The organism is Zhengella sp. (assembly GCF_041397485.1).
In the GTDB taxonomy this organism is placed as follows: Bacteria; Pseudomonadota; Alphaproteobacteria; order Rhizobiales; family Rhizobiaceae; genus Zhengella.
Genome location: NZ_JAWKWO010000005.1, coordinates 430763 through 448762, shown reverse-complemented (window position 1 = coordinate 448762; position 18000 = coordinate 430763). Strand labels below are relative to the sequence as shown.

The window sequence follows — 18000 nt, the reverse complement described above, 5'->3', positions numbered from 1 at the left end:
CGGAAGATCGACTGGGAACCAGCGAAAGGTGCGACGATGACGCATGCGTTTGCAGCATGTCCGGGCCGTGTCCGGTTCTGGCTTTCCAGCGTCCTGATCGCTCTGGCGTTGCTGGCGGGATCCGTGACGCGGGCGTACTCCTCAGGCCCGTATGATCTGCGCGGGGCGGCATTCACACTGCCCGAAGGATGGGCCGTCACCTGGACGAAGCGAGACCAGGAATACGATTTCGCCAGTCCCGACGGGCGTTTCCAGCTTTGGGCGCGGTGGTGGTTCCCGGACGAGCCGCTACTGGGGTTCGGTGACATCGAGCGGCACGAGACGCGCGCACTGGCCGGGCAGGAGGCGCTGGTGATCCAGACAGAGACTGCCCAGGAGCGCAAGCTGACTGCCGCCTTTCCCCGCCGCGACGCCCAGGGCGAACAGTTCCTGTGGCAACTGATCGCCGCGCCCTCGGTCCCGCTGGCCGAACAGAAAGCGCTGTTCGAGACGCTTCTGGCGGGGCTGACGCTCGACGGGCAACCGGCGCTTGGCGCGCCCGCCGCGCCGGCCGGGCAGGCGCCGGTGCCGCCGCCTGCGATGGTGCCCGTTCCGCCCCCGCCGGGCACGCACGGGCAGGGCGCGGCCGCGCCGCCCGGCGCTTTCGTTCCCGTGCCGCCCCCTCCCACCGCGCAAGGCGGCGCGCGCCCGGCCAGCCCGGTGCAGCCGGGCTTTGGCATGTTGCCCTTGCCGCAACCCGCTGAAAATGCCGCGGCGAGCGGATCGGAACCCGCGCCAGGGAGCGAACCGGTGGCGCCCACTCTCGTGCTGTTCGACGGACAGAGCCTGAACGGGCTCGAGTCCTTCGGCTTCGAGGGAGGAGATTTCGAGACCCATGCCACGTTGACCGGTGAGGGCCTGCAATTCTCGGTTCCCAGGGGAGCGGCCTGGGCACGGCTGGGCGTGGCGGCGACGGCCAGCCCGGTTACGCTTCCGGCCGGAGACAGCGCGCGCCGCGTGCGCGTCGCGTTCGACGGTACGCAGAGCAATGGGTTCGTCCTCGCCTTCAGTCCGGCCGAGGCCGCAACCGACGATCCCGACCGTTACCATGTCCTGCGCCTCCAGCTCTTCACCGAGAAGGACGGGCTTGCCCGCGCGAAACTCTCGGTCCCCGGGGAGCGGGAAATTGTCTCGCGCCAGTTTCCCTGGCCTGAGAGCCGGACCGTGTTCGACATCGTGATCCGCGGCGACGGCGTGCTGACGCTACATGATGAAAACCGTACCGAATTGCTGCACTTGCGTCATGACGCGATCTTTCCCGACACGCCGGTGGTGACCCAGATCTATGGCCGTCCCTCCTATCGGAACGGGCCGGTGGAGCTGGTGTTGTATCGCGCCGTCACGGAAGAACACCGCTTTGCCCTGCCCGAGAGCGTTGATGCCCCGGTCACGGCGCCGGTCGAGGACGAAACGCTGTTCACCGGCTGGGCGCTGGGCGGTCTCTGGCGGCCGAACGAGCGGCGCGAGGGACATTTCGCGGCATTCGCCCGGCTGCAGGACGGCGCGCTGCGCATCGCCTGGGACAAGGCGCAGCGCGGCGATTACACGGGGATCGTCTCGACGGGCGCGCTGTTCTGGCTGGATGATTTTCGCGGTCTCGCCGAGGCGCGGCTGACAGTTGAGATCGATGCCGCCGCCACCGGGGATTTCGAGATCAGCCTCGGCAACCGCCATGCCAAGGAAGGCAACCTGAGCCCACCGGAAAGCTACGTCGTGCGGTTCCGGCGCGAGGCAGACGGCCGCTTTTCCGCGCTCAGCCAGTTGCGCAACAAGGACAAGCCCTTGGTACTGACAGAAGGTCTGGACCGCCTGCCGGATCGGGTGGTGCTGGTCCTGCGGCCGGGCCGCATCTTCGTCGAGGCCGAGGGCATCTCGACCGAACCGCTGGACTGGCCTGCACTGATGGATGGCGCGGCACTGACGGTGTCGGTCCATGCGATGCCGGATCGGGATGGGGCGGGCGCGCTGTCGCTGTGGCGGATCGCGCGCGATGTCCATCCCGCCCAGCCCGAACCGCAGCCGCAACCCGCGCCGGGTGTCGCGCTCCTGCCCGAACGGGTGTTCTTCGAGCCGCCGATGGGCCCCGGATGGCAGGGACATTCCTGGGGCAAGGCGGAATTCGACACTTTGGCGATGGCGACAGCAGACGGGCTTCGCTTGACCCGGCGCGAACCTTTGCCGGACTACCGGCGAATCTCGGCGTCCGGTCCGGCGCCGATCGTCGCGCTGGACGAACGCATCGACCGCGCCGCCTATGGCCTGACCCTGCGCGTCGATCCAGCGGGCGACCTGGGGATGACCCTGCTGCTGGCCGAAAGCGCCCCCTTTGCGCCCAAGGACGCGCCCGTTGCACTGAGCCTGCGGACGGTCGAGACCGGGCCGGATGCCGGCGGACTGGAGGTCCTGCTGACAGCCGATGGGACGGCAGGCAACGCCTTTGCCCGTGTGCTGCCCGCCGACTGGTGGCACCCTCGGTGGGACGGCACGGCTCGGCTGGAATTCGGCGCGGGATGGATTGCGGTTCGCCTCGCGGGGCAAGTCGTCATGCGCCTGCCCAGCGGAGCCAGCGGACGGCGCACCCAATTCCTGCCCACGGTTCTGCCCGGTGGCTTCGACGAGCATTCGCGCGGCGCGGTCAACCTGCGCCGGATCGCCGGAGGCTGGATCGGTCCCGACGGCATGACCGAGTCCGATCGCTGGAGCCTCGTGGACATCGAAGAGTTCGACGCGGATGCCTTTATCGACATGCTGGCCCGAGACCTTGCGGAGGGTGCAAGATGACCCGTTTCCCCAATCCTGGAATCCGTGCCGCGCGCGTGGCACTGGCGCTGGCTTTTGGCCTCATGCTGTCGCCCGCCCAGGCGCAGGAGACCAAAACGGAGTCGCCGCTTCGCAACGAACACGACGCCCACGCGCTGGACCGCTGGGTGGGCCTCGCGCATGACCGGCAATTGCTGATCCTGCAAAGCCTCGGCGTGTCGGTGCCGCAGGATTTCTTCACCTGCGTCTGCGTGGCGGGGGGCTATGGCCAGGCCGGCACGCGGCAATACTACCACCCCGGCGTGATCGGCGTTCCTGACGACCGCTATGCCTGCCAGCGCGCCGGCCCGCCCTGCGTCGTCCAGGGTAACGGCTGCACCCGCCACGACCTTCCCGCCGACCGCGCGGATTTCGAGACTTGTGCCGCCTCCCTCGCCAGGCAGGAAGGGCAGGGAAACATGATGGACAACATCCTGTCGGCACTGGCCGACCGGGCCAACCGCGTCGTGCTGACCGGAAACCCGGTCATCATGAACGAGGACCCGTTCGGCCGCCCGCCCGCCGATTGCGACAAGGCCCGCACGGAGGCGGGACTTGCGCCGCTGGAGACCGTACCCAGGGCGGTCCCGCTCGACAGGGTGATCTGGACTCTTTCGCCCGATACCCGTCTGAAACTGTCCGAGTTGATGCGCACCGATCGGGCACAGATCGTCGCCGTCGAAAGCAAGCTGATGGAAGCGATCGCACTTGCGATCGAAAACTCTCCCGAAATTGCGAAAGCCTTCACGGAATCGGCCAGGTCGAGTGCCGACGAAATCGATTTCCGCTTCGACGCCGGACAATTCGAGCTGGCCTTCAGCGTGGATCGGCACAATCGGATCCATCTCTCGGAAATCGTTGTGAAGCCCGGCACGCAGGACGGGAAACCCGGTTTCGAGATGGCCGTGAAACTGGCCTTGCCGGATGAGGAACCCGAAGGGCCGACGCAGCGGCCTGCGAACGCCCCGTTTACCCTCGCCGAGGCACAGGGCGTTCCCGGCGGCGCTCCGCGGGTCGTAGGCCGGAAGGTCGGAGTCGTGATCGAGACGCCTGCCGGGGAGCTCAAATACGGCATCGAAACAGAGGACGCTCGGGATGCGGACGACCTGTATGACGGCAAATACCAGACCCGCGCCGAACAGGGATTTCTGGACGCCCTGACTCAGATTTGGGACTATCCGGACTACCGAATCTTCGACGTGGACCACGGGCGTTTCGGCGAACTCGACGACTTGCTGGCAAAGTTGGATTTCTACGTTGGCGGAGCGGTGAACATCCCCTTCTCCGACAGGCTTCTGGGGGGCGACGTCGACGCGGGGTTTGAAGCCTCGTGGAAACTCAAGGACCGCTACACGAGATGGATTTTCTCCGACATGCACGCCGCACTGGACAACCTGCTGGAAAACCAGAAGCAGTGGGAGGATCAGCGCCACGACTACATCGGCCGCGAGGCGGAACGATTTGGCATCGATCCACGCTGCTTCAGCGTGAACGAGCAGTTGAAGCTGACGAAGGCCGCCTATGCCCGTCGCAAGGAGACCGATCCCTCTCTTCCGCCGCCCTTCCGGTCCATCACAGAGCACGCGGCAGAGCTTAGGGCCAAGGCAGCCGCGCGGGTGTCGAACTCGGCCCCACCAAAGCCCCGGCCCGCACCACCGCCGCCGCCGCCCGCATTCGAGACGCCCAAGCCCATGCGCGTCTATCAGCGGTAACAACCGCGAAAGCCTCGCCTCGCTTCAGGCATGATGCTATGCGACAGCCTCATCCGGCACAGTCTGGACTTCGTGTACTGGAAACACCGCAAGCCGGTCCTTTCCGCGTTGCGCCAGATTTTCCGCGCGAGCGATGCCGAGGCGGGCTTGCGTGCGCTTCTGGCCTTCGAGGCCGGGCGGTGCAAAAATATACGGCCATCGCTCAGTAGCGTGCCACGGGTAATTTCCTCCATTTGGTATTAGAGTCCGTCAGGTCGATTGGGTTTCTGGTCGTGATTGCGTTCAGACTTATCGGGTTCCAGAGACCCGACACGAAAGAAGCTTCTGCATCAAATGCGGGTCTGCTCTTCCGACCGTTCAGTCTGAGGGTGCTTTGGTAGTTATTCCGGCCAGTATTGATAGCGCGATCCAAGTCCGCCCAATTGCGAATATCTGCTTTGCAAACCGGGCCGAATGGGATGTGTTCTTGGAAGACATTCGGAAAGTTGATGGTCTTCCAGATTAGATTTGAGATCGTCAATTTACGGGAGATCGGATCGGTAATTTCGTTGGCGGTGCGATGTTGATATGGTCTGTCTGTCTGAACCACAGATCAACCGAACCGTTGCATTCGACAGATCGCTTTAGCTGCCCGCCGTCCCATGGTTCCCGACCGCATGGGGACAACAGGTTCCCGCCGTGGGTGGAAATTCTTCCCACCTATCAAATACCGACCGTGCTTCCGTCTTCCTCGCACCGCGCCAGAACATTGCGGACATTGGACACCTGCCACCGGCCGCCGCGGGCGGTACGGATGCCGCGATCGTTCAGGGCGGTCGCGATGCCGCGTAGGCTGGTGATGCCTGAGCGCCGGATGGAGGCGATGATTGGCTGAATGCCCGCTGCGAAACGGTCGGCCTCCTCGACACATGAGTGCCGGCCGATGGCGGCTGCCTTCGCCGGATTGGTCCGGTTGCCCAGCGTGGTACCTGTTGCCTTGCGCGAGGCGAGGGCGGCTTTCGTACGTTCCGAGATCAGACGGCGTTCCTTCTCGGCCAAGGCCGCATAGAGATGCAGCATGAAGGGATCGGCGTCGGCACCGAGTTCGGCCACGATGAACGGGATGCGCCGGGCCATCAGGCCGGAGATGAACGCGACGTCGCGGGACAACCGATCCAGCTTGGCAACGATGACCGGACAGCCCATCTTGCGGGCCATGTCGAGGGCTTCTGACAGGCGAGGGCGCCTGTCGAGCGCATCGCAGCCCTTGCCGGTTTCGACTTCCACGAATTCGGCTGTGATGACCAAGCCTTCCGCCTCAGCGAAACGGTGGACCGTTGCTCTCTGCGCATCGATACCGAGACCGCTTCGACCCTGGCGCTGGGTGGAGACGCGAAGATAGGCGATTGCGCTCTGCACCATGATCGGCTCCCGGGTGTTCAAACTGCAAACCACCGTTTGCAGTGTGCTCACAAGCAGCGAGAAGCCAAGGAATATTATTAAGTTGTGTCAGATAATTCGATCAAGATGTGAGCTGTGACCGATATCCAGGTTTCTATCAACGCCACTACGCTCCTGGGCAAGGCCGTTGACCGTCCCAGCCGGCCTCACTGCTTCGAAGGACCATCCTGTGCAAACCGCTGGATGGTCACGATCACCGGTTCACCGGACTGGTCGCCACTGCGGGTTTCTTCCTTCCAACGGGCACGGGTCTTCAGCCAGAAGATGGCAGCCGTGACGGCACCGCGTCCGTCGCCAAGCGCCATGCGGTAGAGGCTTTCGGCCACCCGGGCGTTGGCCTTGGCCTGACCGCCTGCCAGTTCCCGGGCATAGATCGAGTTGATGGTTTCCGGCGCGATGTCGAAGACACGACCGATATCTTCCGCCGAGAGCCCGAAGCCAGCCAGTGCCTCGACCCGCCTGGCATCGGGCAGTGTGGTGTCGATCTCGCCGGTATCAGCCATGCCCGGTTCTCCCTCGTTCCCTCTGGTCATGTTCGATGATCCCCGGCTCGTCGTCTTCATCGTCGAGCGCCGCGTCATCTGTCCCATGGGGCATGGACGCCGGCCCGTGGATCATCTGCCGGATGCGCTCGACAGGATCGCTGTCATGGTCGCTGCGATGGACCGGGTGATGCGGACAGGGCTCGATCCAGTCGGCGCGGGTCTTCAGCCAGAAGATCGCGGCGGTGACGGCCTCGTAACCGTCCCCCGTGGCAATCCGGAACAGGTTCTCGGCAACCTTCGCATTGGCCCTCGTATGACCGTGGTCGAGTTCCGACCGGTAATGCTTGCGCAGCGTCTTCGGATCGATGCCGATCAGCCCGGCGATCTGGACCTCGCGCACGCCGGAGCCGGCAAGCATCTCGACCTGACGGCGGTCGGCGAGCGTCGGGCGATGGGCGGGCCGGCCCATGTCAGGTCTCCATCTCGAATGGCAGGCGAACAGCAATCCGTTTCAGGTCTGCGATGTCCACCGCTGTCTTCGCCGAGTTGCTCATTGTCGCATCATTCCCATGGCTTGGGACCCAGATGCCTGACGGTCTCGACCCGGCTGCGCGCTACCGGTGACAGGCCCAGTTCGCTCATGTAGCGGTGCATGAGCTCCAGGTTCTTGTTGGCAATGGCGAGCCAGGGCGAGGGCTGGACATAGCCGGCCGGGGTGCGCAGCAGGGGCGGGGACTTCTTCAGGGCCCGTTCCGCTTCCACCCAGCGTCCGTAGGCCTGGCAGTATGCGGCGAGCGCCGCGCGGTCGAGTTCGGTGACGATGCCGAGAGCATGCATGGAATGCACCAGCCGTTTCCACTCCGTCCGGGCCGGTGCGGACAGATGCGACGGGCAGGTCGGCATGGCGACAACTGGCTTCGGCTCGTTACGGTTCAACGGCCGCTTGCCGGGATTGCCATTGACCAGCCTGAGAGCAGTCGGGACAGGCTTGCGTCCACGCATGGTGTCATCCCTCGTTTCGCGGGTTCGCGCTGGCCAACCCTGCAGTTTGTCGTCTGATCCGCACCATTTCCAGAAGGGCGAAGGAGCCTCGACCTCCACCGTTTGCGGGCTTTATCCGCATCATTGCGTGTCTGACACCCCCTTGGGAATTTCGCGGTTGTGCAAGATCGACGAAGCGGCCGGTCTGGTGCGTTCAGGTCCTCAGACATTCATGCCCCCCCGGTCATCAAGGAAGCTGCATCGTCTGTTTTCCGAACGCCGTGCCTGGCCAACCGATCCTCGAAGGTCTCGTCGGTGCTCTCGAGGACAGCCGGCTTGCCGGTGAAGTCCTGCCAGCGCTTGATGGCAACATCCACGTAAGCAGGGTTCAGTTCGATGGCATGGCAGGTCCGGCCTGTCATCTCGGCCGCGATGATCGTGGTGCCTGAGCCGCAGAAGGGTTCGTAGATCGCCTGTCCTGGCGAGGAGTTGTTCTCGATCGGGCGCTTCATGCATTCCACGGGCTTCTGCGTGCCATGGCCGGACTCCGACCGCCTGTGCTCGATGGCCCAGATGGTCGACTGTTTCCGGTCGCCCGACCAGTGACCGGTCTTGCCCTTGCGCACGGCGTACCAGGCCGGTTCGTGGCCCCAGTGATAATCACCACGACCGATCACGAGGCGGGTCTTGTCCCAAATGATCTGCGAGCGGATGGCGAAGCCCGAGGCCTCGAGGCTGGTGGCAACGAGGCTTGCATGCAGGGCGCCATGCCAGACATAGGCGACGTCGCCCGGAAACAGCGCCCAGGCCTCCCGCCAGTCGGCCCGGTCGTCGTTCAGCACCCTGCCGCGGGCAAGCTTCGATCCGTCGGCCAGCATTCCCCGCCAGCCGGGATCGTAGTCGACACCATAGGGCGGGTCGGTGACCATGAGGTGAGGCGTCACGTCATCGAGAACCCGGGCCACATCGTCAGCCACGGTCGCGTCACCGCAGAGTAGCCGATGCTTGCCGAGCAGCCAGACATCGCCCGGACTGGTGACCGGGTCGTCGGGAACCACGGGTACGTCATCGGGATCGGTCAGGCCGTCATGGCTAGGGCTTGTCAGCGCCAGCACTTCCATGTCGCCAAAGCCGGTCAGGGCAAGGTCGAAGCCGAGGTCACGCAGCTCGCCGAGTTCGAGCCCAAGCAGGTCCTCGTCCCAGCCGGCATTGAGCGCCAGCTTGTTGTCGGCGATGACGAGGGCCCGCTTCTGGGCCTCGGTGAGCCCCTTCAGTTCGATCACCGGAACGTCGGCCATTCCGAGCTTGCGTGCGGCCATGAGCCTGCCGTGGCCGGCGATGATGCCATTCTCGCCATCGACAAGAACCGGGTTGGTCCAGCCGAATTCCCGGATGGAAGCCGCGATCTCGTCGACCTGCCGGTCGGAATGGGTGCGGGCATTCTTCGCGTAAGGCACCAGGGCATCGACCGGCCGGTAGTCGACCGCAAGTACCGTGCCATCGGAGCGAGATGAAAGTCCGGACATGCGCAATTTCCCGTGCTTCAAGACTGAACGGGATTATACGACAGATGCCAAGCCATTGATAGAATGACAGAAAATGACAATTTCCGACATTCTGCGACAAGCCGCGACGGCTGCTGAGAGCTTTCTAGCAGCATGACACATCGTGACGGATCAGAACGTAATCTTCTCACGCGCGCGCGAAGAGCAATTACGTTTTCAAGCGTCATGATCCGTCATGGTCCGGAGCTGCACCTGACCATGACGGCAAAACCACGCCGGGTCTGAGACGCGCCACGGTTGACAACAGTCGATGTCGGGCTTCAACTTTCCGAGACATTCACCGGATGGGAGAAGACCGGTGGGACACATTCATCTCGGCGTCCTGCCCAATACACGCAAGTGGCAACATGTTGTGGCCTTGCTGGAAGATGGTGCTCGTGAGGCTGCGGTCTTCTCGGCGGCCGCGGATGCCGCCGAGCGAGATCTGAAGAATGCGCCCAACGATCCGGTGTTCGTGGAAGCGGTCCGGCTGTTGGCCATGATCCCGCAGGCTGCACGACAGCCGGAATTCGGCGCGGAGCTTCGTGCTCTGGGTCTCAACGTCGGCGACGATCCGTCATTGATCGACATCGTCAATGCAGCGGGCAACTGCCTGGACCAGGTCGCCAGCGCCTCTGGGCGGCGGTCGGATTTCGGGGAACTGGCGCGTCGCAGCCTGCTCGGTACGCTTTCACTGCAGCTTGGCGACAGGCTTCCGGGACTTATTTCGGCAAGCGCAGCCGATGTTCAGCAGTCTGCAGCTAGTTTTGCCAATTCGGCGGCGTTCTCTGGCCTGGCAAGGTCATTCTACACGCGGCTGTTGTCGGACACGCTCAATTCCTGGCTGTCACGCGTTCTCTCATCCAGGGTGGGGGAAGCGAGGCGATTTGCCGACATCAGCGAACGCAGCGCGTTCGGTCAGTCGCTCACGCAATACTCGATGGAAGCAACCCGGATCATCAAGGAGTTCGCAGGCGGCTGGTACGGAGCCACGTTGCACCGGGATGGCACGATCAGTTCGCAACGCGCAGCCGCGTTCGGTGCCGTCGCCTTCAAGAAGATAACGGAGGAGCTGAAGCGCAAGAGAGGGCTCGATGCGTGATGCACTCCTCGAAATCCTGGAAGGCAACGGCCGGGTGCAAAACCGCGAACCGATCCGCGTGAATGGCCACAATCCGACGTTCAACCTTGGGACGGAAAAGATCGAGGCGAGGGCGCTGAGGTCCCTCGATGAACGCACGGAAGACCTGGTCGAGATTTCCGCCTGCATCTTTGCCGCTGATACGGGGATCAAACGCGGTGGAGATACCCGCCCGGATTTTGGAGAACGATGGCGCCGCCGCTTCCGGCTCACCATTCCCGTTCACGACCCCGATTTCTGGTCCCATCCGGATGTGATGGAGGCCGTTGTCAGTACAGCATCGTTCGTGTCTGACGATTACTTCCAGTTCGCCTTTGAACAGAGGATCGATCCGCAGGGACGACAGGGGTTTCTCCAGTTTGACCCGGTTTCGGACGCCGCCCGCCAGATCGATGAGGTCATCCTGTTCTCTGGCGGTCTCGATTCCCTGACCGGGGCGCTTGAGACGCTGGCGACCACCAACAAGCGCGTGGCACTGGTTACACGTCGGTCGGCAAACAAACTTCATGCTCAGCAGGACCGGCTTGTTTCGGCGCTGGCGGAGCGTTTTCCCGATCGCCTGGTCCATGTCCCGGTCACCGCGCAGCGTGTCGGCAGCGATTCGAAGGAACGCACCCAGCGAACACGCTCGTTCCTGTTCACCGCCATCGCCTATGCCATCGCCAGCTCCTTGGGGGCGAAGATCATCCGGTTTTTCGAGAATGGTGTCGTCAGCCACCAGTTGCCGATTTCCGAGCAGGTCATCGGAACCATGGCGACACGAACCACTCATCCCTTGTCGATGCGCCTGCTCGATCATCTCCTGAAGACGATCGACGCGGACGTCGATCTGTCTAATCCCTACCAGTGGATGACCAAGGCGCAGGTTCTGGATCGGCTTCGTTCTCACGGAGGTGCCGACCTGCTGAAGAATACAATCAGCTGCAGCAGTGTCTATACGGCCACCAAGCTTCACACCCATTGCGGTCGCTGCTCACAATGCCTTGACCGGCGCTTCGCTGTCCTCGCCAGTGATCTGGCAGACCATGAACCGCCGGAAATCTACGAAACGGATGTCCTCACCGGCGAGCGCCATGATATCAAGTCCATGACAATGGCTCTTGACTGGACGGAGCATGCACGACGGCTCTCCGTCATGACCGATGTCGAGTTCATGGAGCGGTTTGGCGGCGAAGTGGCCAGAATCTGTGAAGGATTCCCGGGGGAATCCGTATCTGTCACAGCCAAACGTGTCCTGGACCTGCAGAGGCTCCACGGTCAGGCCGTGCGTAACGTTCTGAATAAGGCGATTGCTGGCAGCGCCGCGCTGGTTGAACAAGGTCGTTTGCGGCCGGATTCGTTGCTGGGCGCGTTCATATCGAAGCAGACAAGTGGAGCAGGCCTGGAGCCGCGGCCGGCAGCAATTCAAGTTCCGGGTGTTCCGCCGCTGGATGTCGTTGGTACCCATCCGGTCGGGGAAGAACCCCCAGCCTTCGACAGCGTTGCGTTTCCCTTGCGCGTTCGCTTCTCATCGTCAGGAGATGACAGACCATGGGTCGAGGTGGTTGACCTTGGTTGTGTCCATGGCGCGCCATCCCTTGTCGCCCACAAGCTCAGGCCGGCATGGGAAGAGGACGTCATGGAAGGGCGTTCACCTGATGAGCACCAGTTCGTAACGGCAGGCAACCTTGCTGACCTGACGGGATCGTCAAAATCGGTCGTTACCCAGAACGTGAAACGCTGCCGGGCGGAACTGGCCGACTTCTACCAGGCAATTCACGGGGTCAGTCCTGCCCGGGACATCCTGATCGAGAACCGTCGCCAGTATGGCTATCGACTGGACCCCGCAGCTCAAATCCTGCCCTGATTCGTTTCGCCGTCTGGCGGCATCCAAGTGCTTTGTCATGAAGCGGGCGGTTTTGTCATGAAGCCGCGCTTGACCGGCGAACCAACGGTCCCCGAAGCGCCATCTTGTCACGAAGCGCGTCATATCCTGTCATGATAACCGCCCCCTAAGGCACGGGGAAATCGATATTTTTCCTTCCATCGACTTCACCAGGAGGTGACCAATGGAAGAAAGAACGAGATTTCCAACACCTGCTCTGCCGGCGCTCATCAGAGAGCGGGATCTGGCCCGGCGATGGGACAAATCTCGACGCACCCTGCAGCGCATGCGCGCGGCCGGAAAGACGCCAGCCTGGCTCCGGATTGGCGCAGCTGTGCACTACCGCATCGAGGATGTCCTGGACCATGAGCGCCGCCTTCTCGGTGAGGGTGGATCATGAACATCTCAACGTCATCAGCGGCTGCCGCGTTCATTGACCCGGAAGCAATCAGGACATTCTGCGACGTCGTCTATGGCGGGCTTGAAGGTTTTGTGCCGGTACGCCGCTTGCCGGAGAAGGGCGGTCGGCCGGTTTCTGCAAGATCGGATTTCCTGAACTGTGGGCCTGACGTCGCTGATCGCCTCAGCGGTCTCGGCGTATCCGCATGTTCGAGCGGGGCAGGTCTGTTCGCCGTCCCTGGCACCGTCGGCAAGCCGGGCAGGGCGAAGGCTGACGACATTGTGCAGATGGCTGTCATCCTCGTCGATATCGATGCAGGCGACATCGCGTCCAAACGCGATCACCTGGTTCAGCACATCGGCAAGCCGACACTAGTCGTCGCCTCAGGCGGACGGACAGTTGATGGACAAGCCAAGCTCCATCTCCACTGGCGTCTTCGAGACATCGCATCGGGTGATGACCTCAAGGTTGTTTGCGCCATTCGCAAGACGATTGCCGAAAAGGTCGGAGGGGACATGGCCTTCGCCAGCGCCCATCAGCCGATCCGCGTGGCGGGATCGGTTCATGCCAAACACGGGCGGCAGACATCGGTTCGAATTCTCGAACACAACGACTTTGTCCATGACCTGAAGGCGCTACGCCGGCAGATTGACGCAATGCCATGGATGGAAGGCTTGCCGGTCCGGCCCATGGCGACTGGGATGAATACGAACAAACCTGTCGGTGGAATTTTTCTTCATCCTGTCCGCGAACATGGCGTTGACGGCATCACGCGTTTCGAAGCGTTGAGCAAGGTCATCGGCCACTGGATACGCCAGGCGCGACAGGGCAAGGTCACCATGGAGGAAGCATGGCAGGCAGTCTGCGAGCACAATGCCGCGCTGATTCGACCGCCGTGGGATGAAGCGGAATTGCGCCGGGAGTTTGAAGCGCTTCTCGATGTGGACGCGATCAATCACCCCCCGATGCCTTCGGTTGAACCGCCAGACCGGAGTGAGGACGCGATTGCCGCATCGTTTGTCGGCGAAGTCGGCAACGCCTGGCGCTATGTACCCGCTTCCGGGATCTGGCGCCATTGGAATGGGCACCAATGGGTCCACGACCGGGTTGGTGCCATTCGCGAGGAAATCCGCATTGCTTGCCGGAAAGCTGCGATTGGCCTGGAATCCGGCCCCGCGAGGCGCATCGCCAGCAACCGGACGATCACCGCGGTCCAATCGATCGTCTCTGCCGATCCGGCGATCGCAACAGCACCGGAGGCCTGGGATCGCGACGAGATGCTGCTCAACACACGCGACGGCATTCTCGACCTGACCAGCGGAAACCTTCAGGACCCGGACCCGGATGCCCTGATGAGCCGGTGCGCAGCGGCATCGGTCGGGTCGGCCTACCCATTGTGGCTGTCATTCCTCGACCAGGTGTGTGGCCGCGACCATAGCCTTGTTGCTTATCTCGCCCGTGTCTGCGGCTACTGCCTGACCGGATCGACCAGGGAGCAGGTCTTCTTCTTTCTCCACGGCGACGGTGCGAACGGCAAGTCCGTCTTCCTGTCAACGATTTCCACGGTGCTTGGAAGCTACGCGACCACGGCACCGTCGGACGCGTTCATGTCGTCACGTTCGGATCGCCATCCGACAGACATGGCCGGCCTTGCGGGTGCGCGCCTGGTGACGATCACGGAGACAGAGGCGGATCGCAATTGGGCTGAATCCCGCATCAAGGCTATCACCGGCGGCGAACTGATCAGCGCGCGCTTCATGCATCGCGATTTCTTCCAATACAGACCGAACTGCAAGCTGATCATTGCGGGCAATCACCTGCCCAATCTGAGCACGACCGGAGAAGCGATGCGCCGCCGTCTGCATATCGTACCCTTCGCGGTGACGATCCCGGCAGACAAGCGCGACAAGGATCTGGCCAATCGGCTCCTTCAGGAACGGGACGGCATCCTGCGGTGGATGGTTGACGGATGTGCCGACTGGCAGCGTATCGGCCTGTCACCACCGGACGCCGTGACCGATGCTCGCGATGCCTATTTCCGTGAAGAGGACATCATCGGCCAATGGATCGAAGCGTGCTGCGAGACCAACCACGCGTTCGAGACCCTGTCGTCCGATCTCTATGGAAGCTGGAAAGCATGGGCTGAACGCGAAGGGCACGAAGCCCGCTCCCCAAAGTCCTTAGGGGAAGCCTTGCGGCTTAACGGCTTCAGGGCCGCGCGGACGAACCGGGGCAGGATATGGCAGGGCATCCGCCTGCGGTCCAGGGGAGGTGCCGCCCAATGAACCCGCTCGCCCCGAACCGCATGACGACCAGCGAACGCCTCGGCGAAGTGGCTCGCATCCTTTCCGCCGGCATGGTTCGTCTTCATGCCCGCCAGTCAAGCGTCGAATTCGGTGAGGATCGCGAATGTCGAGTGGACTTCCGCTCCGGACAGAGCGTCAGTCGGACCAACCGAAAGGCAGGTACACTTTGACAAATGCGTCTCTCCCCAACAAGCCAGATCAGCGTCATCGTTACGACGACCCGACCGTGCTCGCCCGCGTGGCGGCTCTGAAGTCCATGACCACGGCAGAGCTGAAGCAGCAATGGCGCCACATCATAGGAAACGAACCGCCCCCGTGGAACCGGTCATTCCTGGAAAGCCGGCTGGCCTGGCGCATCCAGGAACTGGTATTCGGCGGTTTGAAGCCCGAAACGGTCAAGCGCCTGCAGGCCCTCGGCGAACAGGTCGATGGCGGTAACATCGCCACCCGTCGCCTGCGCCATGACCGCAAGCCGATTGCGGGAACGAAGCTCATCCGGGAATGGAAAGGCGTGGAGCACACTGTCACCGTCCTAACGGATGGTTTCGAATGGCAGGGCAGGGCGTACCAGTCGCTGTCGGCCATTGCGCGGGCGATCACCGGCACGCGCTGGAACGGATGGACATTTTTCGGACTGAACGGCGGAAGGAGGGGTGTATGAATCCGTCTCCGGTCATCAAGCGCCGCGCGGCGATCTACACGCGCAAATCCTCCGAAGAGGGGCTCGAGCAGGAATTCAACAGCCTCCATGCCCAGCGCGAAGCCTGCGAGGCGTTCATCGCCAGCCAGAAGGCGGAAGGCTGGGTTCGCGTCCGCGATCACTATGACGACGGCGGGCATTCCGGCGGCACGCTGGAGCGGCCGGGCCTGAAGCGCCTGATGGACGACATCGAGGCCGGGCTCGTCGATGTGGTTGTGGTCTACAAGATTGACAGGCTCTCGCGCTCATTGGCCGACTTTGCCCGGCTGGTCGACCTGTTCGATCGAAACGGCGTGACCTTCGTCTCCGTCACCCAGGCCTTCAATACCACCAATTCCATGGGCCGGCTGACGCTCAACATCCTGTTGTCCTTCGCCCAGTTCGAGCGCGAGGTCACCGCTGAACGCATCCGCGACAAGGTCGCAGCCTCCAAGGCCAAGGGCATGTGGATGGGAGGCGTCCCACCCTTCGGCTACAAGGCGCAGGAGCGCAAGCTGGTCGTGGTGCCGGACGATGCGAAACAGGTTCGCGCCATCTTTGAACGCTTCGTGGAACTCGGATCGGCAACCCTGCTGGCCCGCGAACTGCGAAAGCAGGCCGTCCAAACCCGCCAGGGCGGCCTGATCTCCAAGGGCTATCTCTATCGTCTGCTGAACAACCCGATCCTTGTCGGGGATATCCGTCACAAGGGCAGGATCTATCCCGGCCAGCACGATGCGATCATCTCCCGCGATCTGTGGGACAAGGTCCAGTCCATCCTCAAACAAAGCCCACGCTCGCGGGCCGCCAATACGCGGTCCCAGACACCGGCCCTGCTGAAAGGCCTGCTCTTCGGACCGGATGGCGCCGCCTTCTCGCCCACCCACACCCGCAAGGATGGAAAGCTTTATCGGTACTACGTGAGCCAGTCCGTCCTGAAGCACGGGGCAGGGGCCTGTTCCATCGGTCGGGTACCGGCAGCCCGGATCGAGGAAGCCGTCATCGACCAGCTCCGCACCGTGTTTCGCCAGCCGGAAGTCGTTGCGGGGACCTGGCGGGCCGTGCGGCGGGAAGAGACAGGAATGAGCGAGGCTGACGTTCGCGATGCCCTGATGCAACTCGATCCGTTGTGGGATGAACTCTTCCCGGCCGAGCAGGCACGCATCGTCCACCTGCTGGTCGAGCGCGTCACCATCCTCGAGAATGAACTCGACATCCGCCTTCGTGCCGACGGCCTGCCCGGCCTTGCCCGCGAACTCACATCAGCGGGGAGCGTGGCCGCGTGAATACAGGTCAACACATTGCGGTCCGAGTCCCCTTTGCCACGACCCGGCATGGCAGCGGCAAGCGGATCATCGGGCCGGACGGTGCGACAGGATACAACAGCCCTCGCATTGACAGCACGCTCGTCAAGGCAATCGCCCGCGCCCACCGCTGGAACCGGATGCTCGAATCCGGCGAGGTCACCACGATCAAGGACATCGCTCGCGCCGAGAAGATCAACCCATCCTACATCAGCCGCATCCTGCGCCTGACCCTGCTGGCGCCCGACATCGTCGAGGCGATCCTGGACGGTGGGCAGGGGCCGGAGGTGACGTTGGCGCGGCTGTTGGAGCCGTTTCCGGTGGAGTGGGCAGAGCAGGAGCCACAATTTCATGGAAAAATACTTTGAGCCGTCTATCCGCCGATCCGCCTCGGTTTTCTGCTCAGTTCTGGTTCAACCCGTGCGCCCGGGCCCTAAGTTTCTCCTTCCATAGCGTTTCGCGGGCAAGGATGTCATCGCGGGACATATCGGGTGAGGCGACCTCAAGGATGGAAACCGTGTAATCACGGTGTCCGCGCTGGCGCAGCATGACGTTTCCACCATGGCCATTGGCAGCGTAGATCAGCCAACGCCCGAGCAAGCCGTCCTGTCCTGTTGCCGAACCCACGTATTGCTCGCCATTTTCCGAAACGAGAAGGTATACGCTGCGCACGGACGAGAGTGCGGATTTCCATGCCTGCGGAAGCAGGGGCACATCCACGATAGCGCTCATGAAACGCGAAAACCCAGGAAAGGGTGGCTCACGGCGATCAAGCCTGAGTTCGAGGATTTCCTTGGTTTGCCTGCCAGCCCACTGCGACCAGGCACGGGCCGATGATGGCAGTCCCCATCGGATGAGGATGCGCTCGGAATATTCCTGGCCAGCCTGCAACCATTCCAGGTCGAACGCATGCAGGTCGTCCCGTTCGCGCTCCGTTTCGATGATCTCTGGGTCCTGCAATACCGGCAGACGCAAACCGTCCCAATCCCATCGGTCATTGATCCTGGTGATGCCAAGGAATAGTGCCGTTGCATCGCCATCAGCCAGAACCGGTCCGGGGATGAAGTGACAGGCCAATTGGGCTTCGGAATACGGTGAGGGGCTGCGCTTCTGGAAACTCGCGAAGCATCCGAATTTCTGGAAACCACCGCTTCGCCATGCTGCCATACTGCGGTTGTCATGTCGCACGAGTCGCGTGCGCTTAAGGTCGAAACCTAGTTTTGACAGAAATTCATTGAACGAAAACAAGCAGGGTCTCTCCATTGAACGGATCGTGTGGAATCATGGCCCTGTCGTCAATGCCGGC

The 18000-nt window shown here is 62.8% G+C and carries 15 protein-coding genes and 1 pseudogene; 10 read left to right on the top strand and 6 right to left on the bottom strand.

What is annotated here, in order from left to right; genetic code table 11:
- Nucleotides 1–36 precede the first annotated feature (36 nt).
- From R3D65_RS17030 to R3D65_RS17020, 3 genes and pseudogenes are all read left to right on the top strand, one after another.
- The gene (locus tag R3D65_RS17030) at nt 37–2820 is read left to right on the top strand and encodes a hypothetical protein (RefSeq protein WP_371276456.1); all 2784 of its coding nucleotides are present in this window, start codon (nt 37–39) and stop codon (nt 2818–2820) included.
- Nucleotides 2817–4550, top strand: a complete 1734-nt coding sequence (locus R3D65_RS17025) for a hypothetical protein (protein WP_371276455.1) — start codon at nt 2817–2819, stop codon at nt 4548–4550. Before R3D65_RS17030 ends, R3D65_RS17025 begins: the two co-directional genes overlap by 4 nt.
- Before the next feature lie 48 nt (nt 4551–4598).
- Nucleotides 4599–4727: pseudogene (locus tag R3D65_RS17020) on the top strand (transposase); the annotation flags it as partial.
- Nucleotides 4728–5252: 525 nt separating this feature from the next.
- Here the strand turns inward: R3D65_RS17020 and R3D65_RS17015 are convergent.
- From R3D65_RS17015 to R3D65_RS16995, 5 genes are all read right to left on the bottom strand, one after another.
- Nucleotides 5253–5951 carry a recombinase family protein gene (locus R3D65_RS17015; RefSeq protein ID WP_371276454.1) on the bottom strand — a complete coding sequence of 233 codons (699 nt, stop codon included), beginning with the start codon at nt 5949–5951 and terminating at the stop codon, nt 5253–5255.
- Between the two features lie 185 nt (nt 5952–6136).
- Complete coding sequence (locus R3D65_RS17010; RefSeq protein ID WP_371276453.1) at nt 6137–6493, bottom strand: hypothetical protein; 357 nt, start codon at nt 6491–6493, stop codon at nt 6137–6139.
- Entirely contained in the window at nt 6486–6944 is a 459-nt protein-coding gene (locus R3D65_RS17005; RefSeq protein ID WP_371276452.1) for a hypothetical protein, read from the bottom strand. The genes R3D65_RS17010 and R3D65_RS17005 overlap by 8 nt, the downstream gene beginning before the upstream one ends.
- 92 nt (nt 6945–7036) lie before the next feature.
- Nucleotides 7037–7477 (bottom strand): phage terminase small subunit P27 family, encoded by a 441-nt coding sequence (locus tag R3D65_RS17000; protein WP_371276451.1) that lies wholly within the window; start codon nt 7475–7477, stop codon nt 7037–7039.
- Between the two features lie 209 nt (nt 7478–7686).
- Entirely contained in the window at nt 7687–8982 is a 1296-nt protein-coding gene (locus R3D65_RS16995; RefSeq protein WP_371276450.1) for a site-specific DNA-methyltransferase, read from the bottom strand.
- Nucleotides 8983–9319: 337 nt separating this feature from the next.
- Between R3D65_RS16995 and R3D65_RS16990 the strand changes: the two genes are divergently transcribed.
- From R3D65_RS16990 to R3D65_RS16960, 7 genes are all read left to right on the top strand, one after another.
- Entirely contained in the window at nt 9320–10102 is a 783-nt protein-coding gene (locus tag R3D65_RS16990) for a hypothetical protein (protein WP_371276449.1), read from the top strand.
- Nucleotides 10095–11987 carry a 7-cyano-7-deazaguanine synthase gene (locus R3D65_RS16985; protein ID WP_371276448.1) on the top strand — a complete coding sequence of 631 codons (1893 nt, stop codon included), beginning with the start codon at nt 10095–10097 and terminating at the stop codon, nt 11985–11987. Before R3D65_RS16990 ends, R3D65_RS16985 begins: the two co-directional genes overlap by 8 nt.
- Nucleotides 11988–12401: 414 nt before the next feature.
- Nucleotides 12402–14690, top strand: coding sequence for a phage/plasmid primase, P4 family (locus tag R3D65_RS16980; RefSeq protein ID WP_371276447.1), 2289 nt, complete (start codon nt 12402–12404; stop codon nt 14688–14690).
- Entirely contained in the window at nt 14687–14881 is a 195-nt protein-coding gene (locus tag R3D65_RS16975; protein WP_371276446.1) for a hypothetical protein, read from the top strand. Before R3D65_RS16980 ends, R3D65_RS16975 begins: the two co-directional genes overlap by 4 nt.
- A 56-nt stretch (nt 14882–14937) precedes the next feature.
- Nucleotides 14938–15372 carry a DUF2924 domain-containing protein gene (locus R3D65_RS16970; RefSeq protein WP_371276487.1) on the top strand — a complete coding sequence of 145 codons (435 nt, stop codon included), beginning with the start codon at nt 14938–14940 and terminating at the stop codon, nt 15370–15372.
- Nucleotides 15369–16676 (top strand): recombinase family protein, encoded by a 1308-nt coding sequence (locus R3D65_RS16965; protein ID WP_371276445.1) that lies wholly within the window; start codon nt 15369–15371, stop codon nt 16674–16676. Before R3D65_RS16970 ends, R3D65_RS16965 begins: the two co-directional genes overlap by 4 nt.
- Nucleotides 16673–17062, top strand: a complete 390-nt coding sequence (locus R3D65_RS16960; protein ID WP_371276444.1) for a hypothetical protein — start codon at nt 16673–16675, stop codon at nt 17060–17062. Before R3D65_RS16965 ends, R3D65_RS16960 begins: the two co-directional genes overlap by 4 nt.
- Nucleotides 17063–17096: 34 nt before the next feature.
- Here the strand turns inward: R3D65_RS16960 and R3D65_RS16955 are convergent, their stop codons facing one another.
- A complete protein-coding gene (locus R3D65_RS16955) occupies nt 17097–17942 on the bottom strand; it encodes a GIY-YIG nuclease family protein (protein ID WP_371276443.1) in 846 nt (281 codons plus the stop codon).
- Nucleotides 17943–18000: the final 58 nt, after the last annotated feature.

Excerpts from the sequence above, each read along its gene's own strand:
- R3D65_RS16965 (WP_371276445.1), top strand. The coding sequence starts at position 15,369 with ATGAATCCGTCTCCGGTCATCAAGCGCCGCGCGGCGATCTACACGCGC.
- R3D65_RS16995 (WP_371276450.1), bottom strand. The coding sequence starts at position 8,982 with ATGTCCGGACTTTCATCTCGCTCCGATGGCACGGTACTTGCGGTCGAC.
- R3D65_RS17005 (WP_371276452.1), bottom strand. The coding sequence starts at position 6,944 with ATGGGCCGGCCCGCCCATCGCCCGACGCTCGCCGACCGCCGTCAGGTC.
- R3D65_RS17030 (WP_371276456.1), top strand. The coding sequence starts at position 37 with ATGACGCATGCGTTTGCAGCATGTCCGGGCCGTGTCCGGTTCTGGCTT.
- R3D65_RS16985 (WP_371276448.1), top strand. The coding sequence starts at position 10,095 with ATGCGTGATGCACTCCTCGAAATCCTGGAAGGCAACGGCCGGGTGCAA.
- R3D65_RS17000 (WP_371276451.1), bottom strand. The coding sequence starts at position 7,477 with ATGCGTGGACGCAAGCCTGTCCCGACTGCTCTCAGGCTGGTCAATGGC.
- R3D65_RS17015 (WP_371276454.1), bottom strand. The coding sequence starts at position 5,951 with ATGGTGCAGAGCGCAATCGCCTATCTTCGCGTCTCCACCCAGCGCCAG.
- R3D65_RS16980 (WP_371276447.1), top strand. The coding sequence starts at position 12,402 with ATGAACATCTCAACGTCATCAGCGGCTGCCGCGTTCATTGACCCGGAA.
- R3D65_RS17010 (WP_371276453.1), bottom strand. The coding sequence starts at position 6,493 with ATGGCTGATACCGGCGAGATCGACACCACACTGCCCGATGCCAGGCGG.
- R3D65_RS16975 (WP_371276446.1), top strand. The coding sequence starts at position 14,687 with ATGAACCCGCTCGCCCCGAACCGCATGACGACCAGCGAACGCCTCGGC.
- R3D65_RS17025 (WP_371276455.1), top strand. The coding sequence starts at position 2,817 with ATGACCCGTTTCCCCAATCCTGGAATCCGTGCCGCGCGCGTGGCACTG.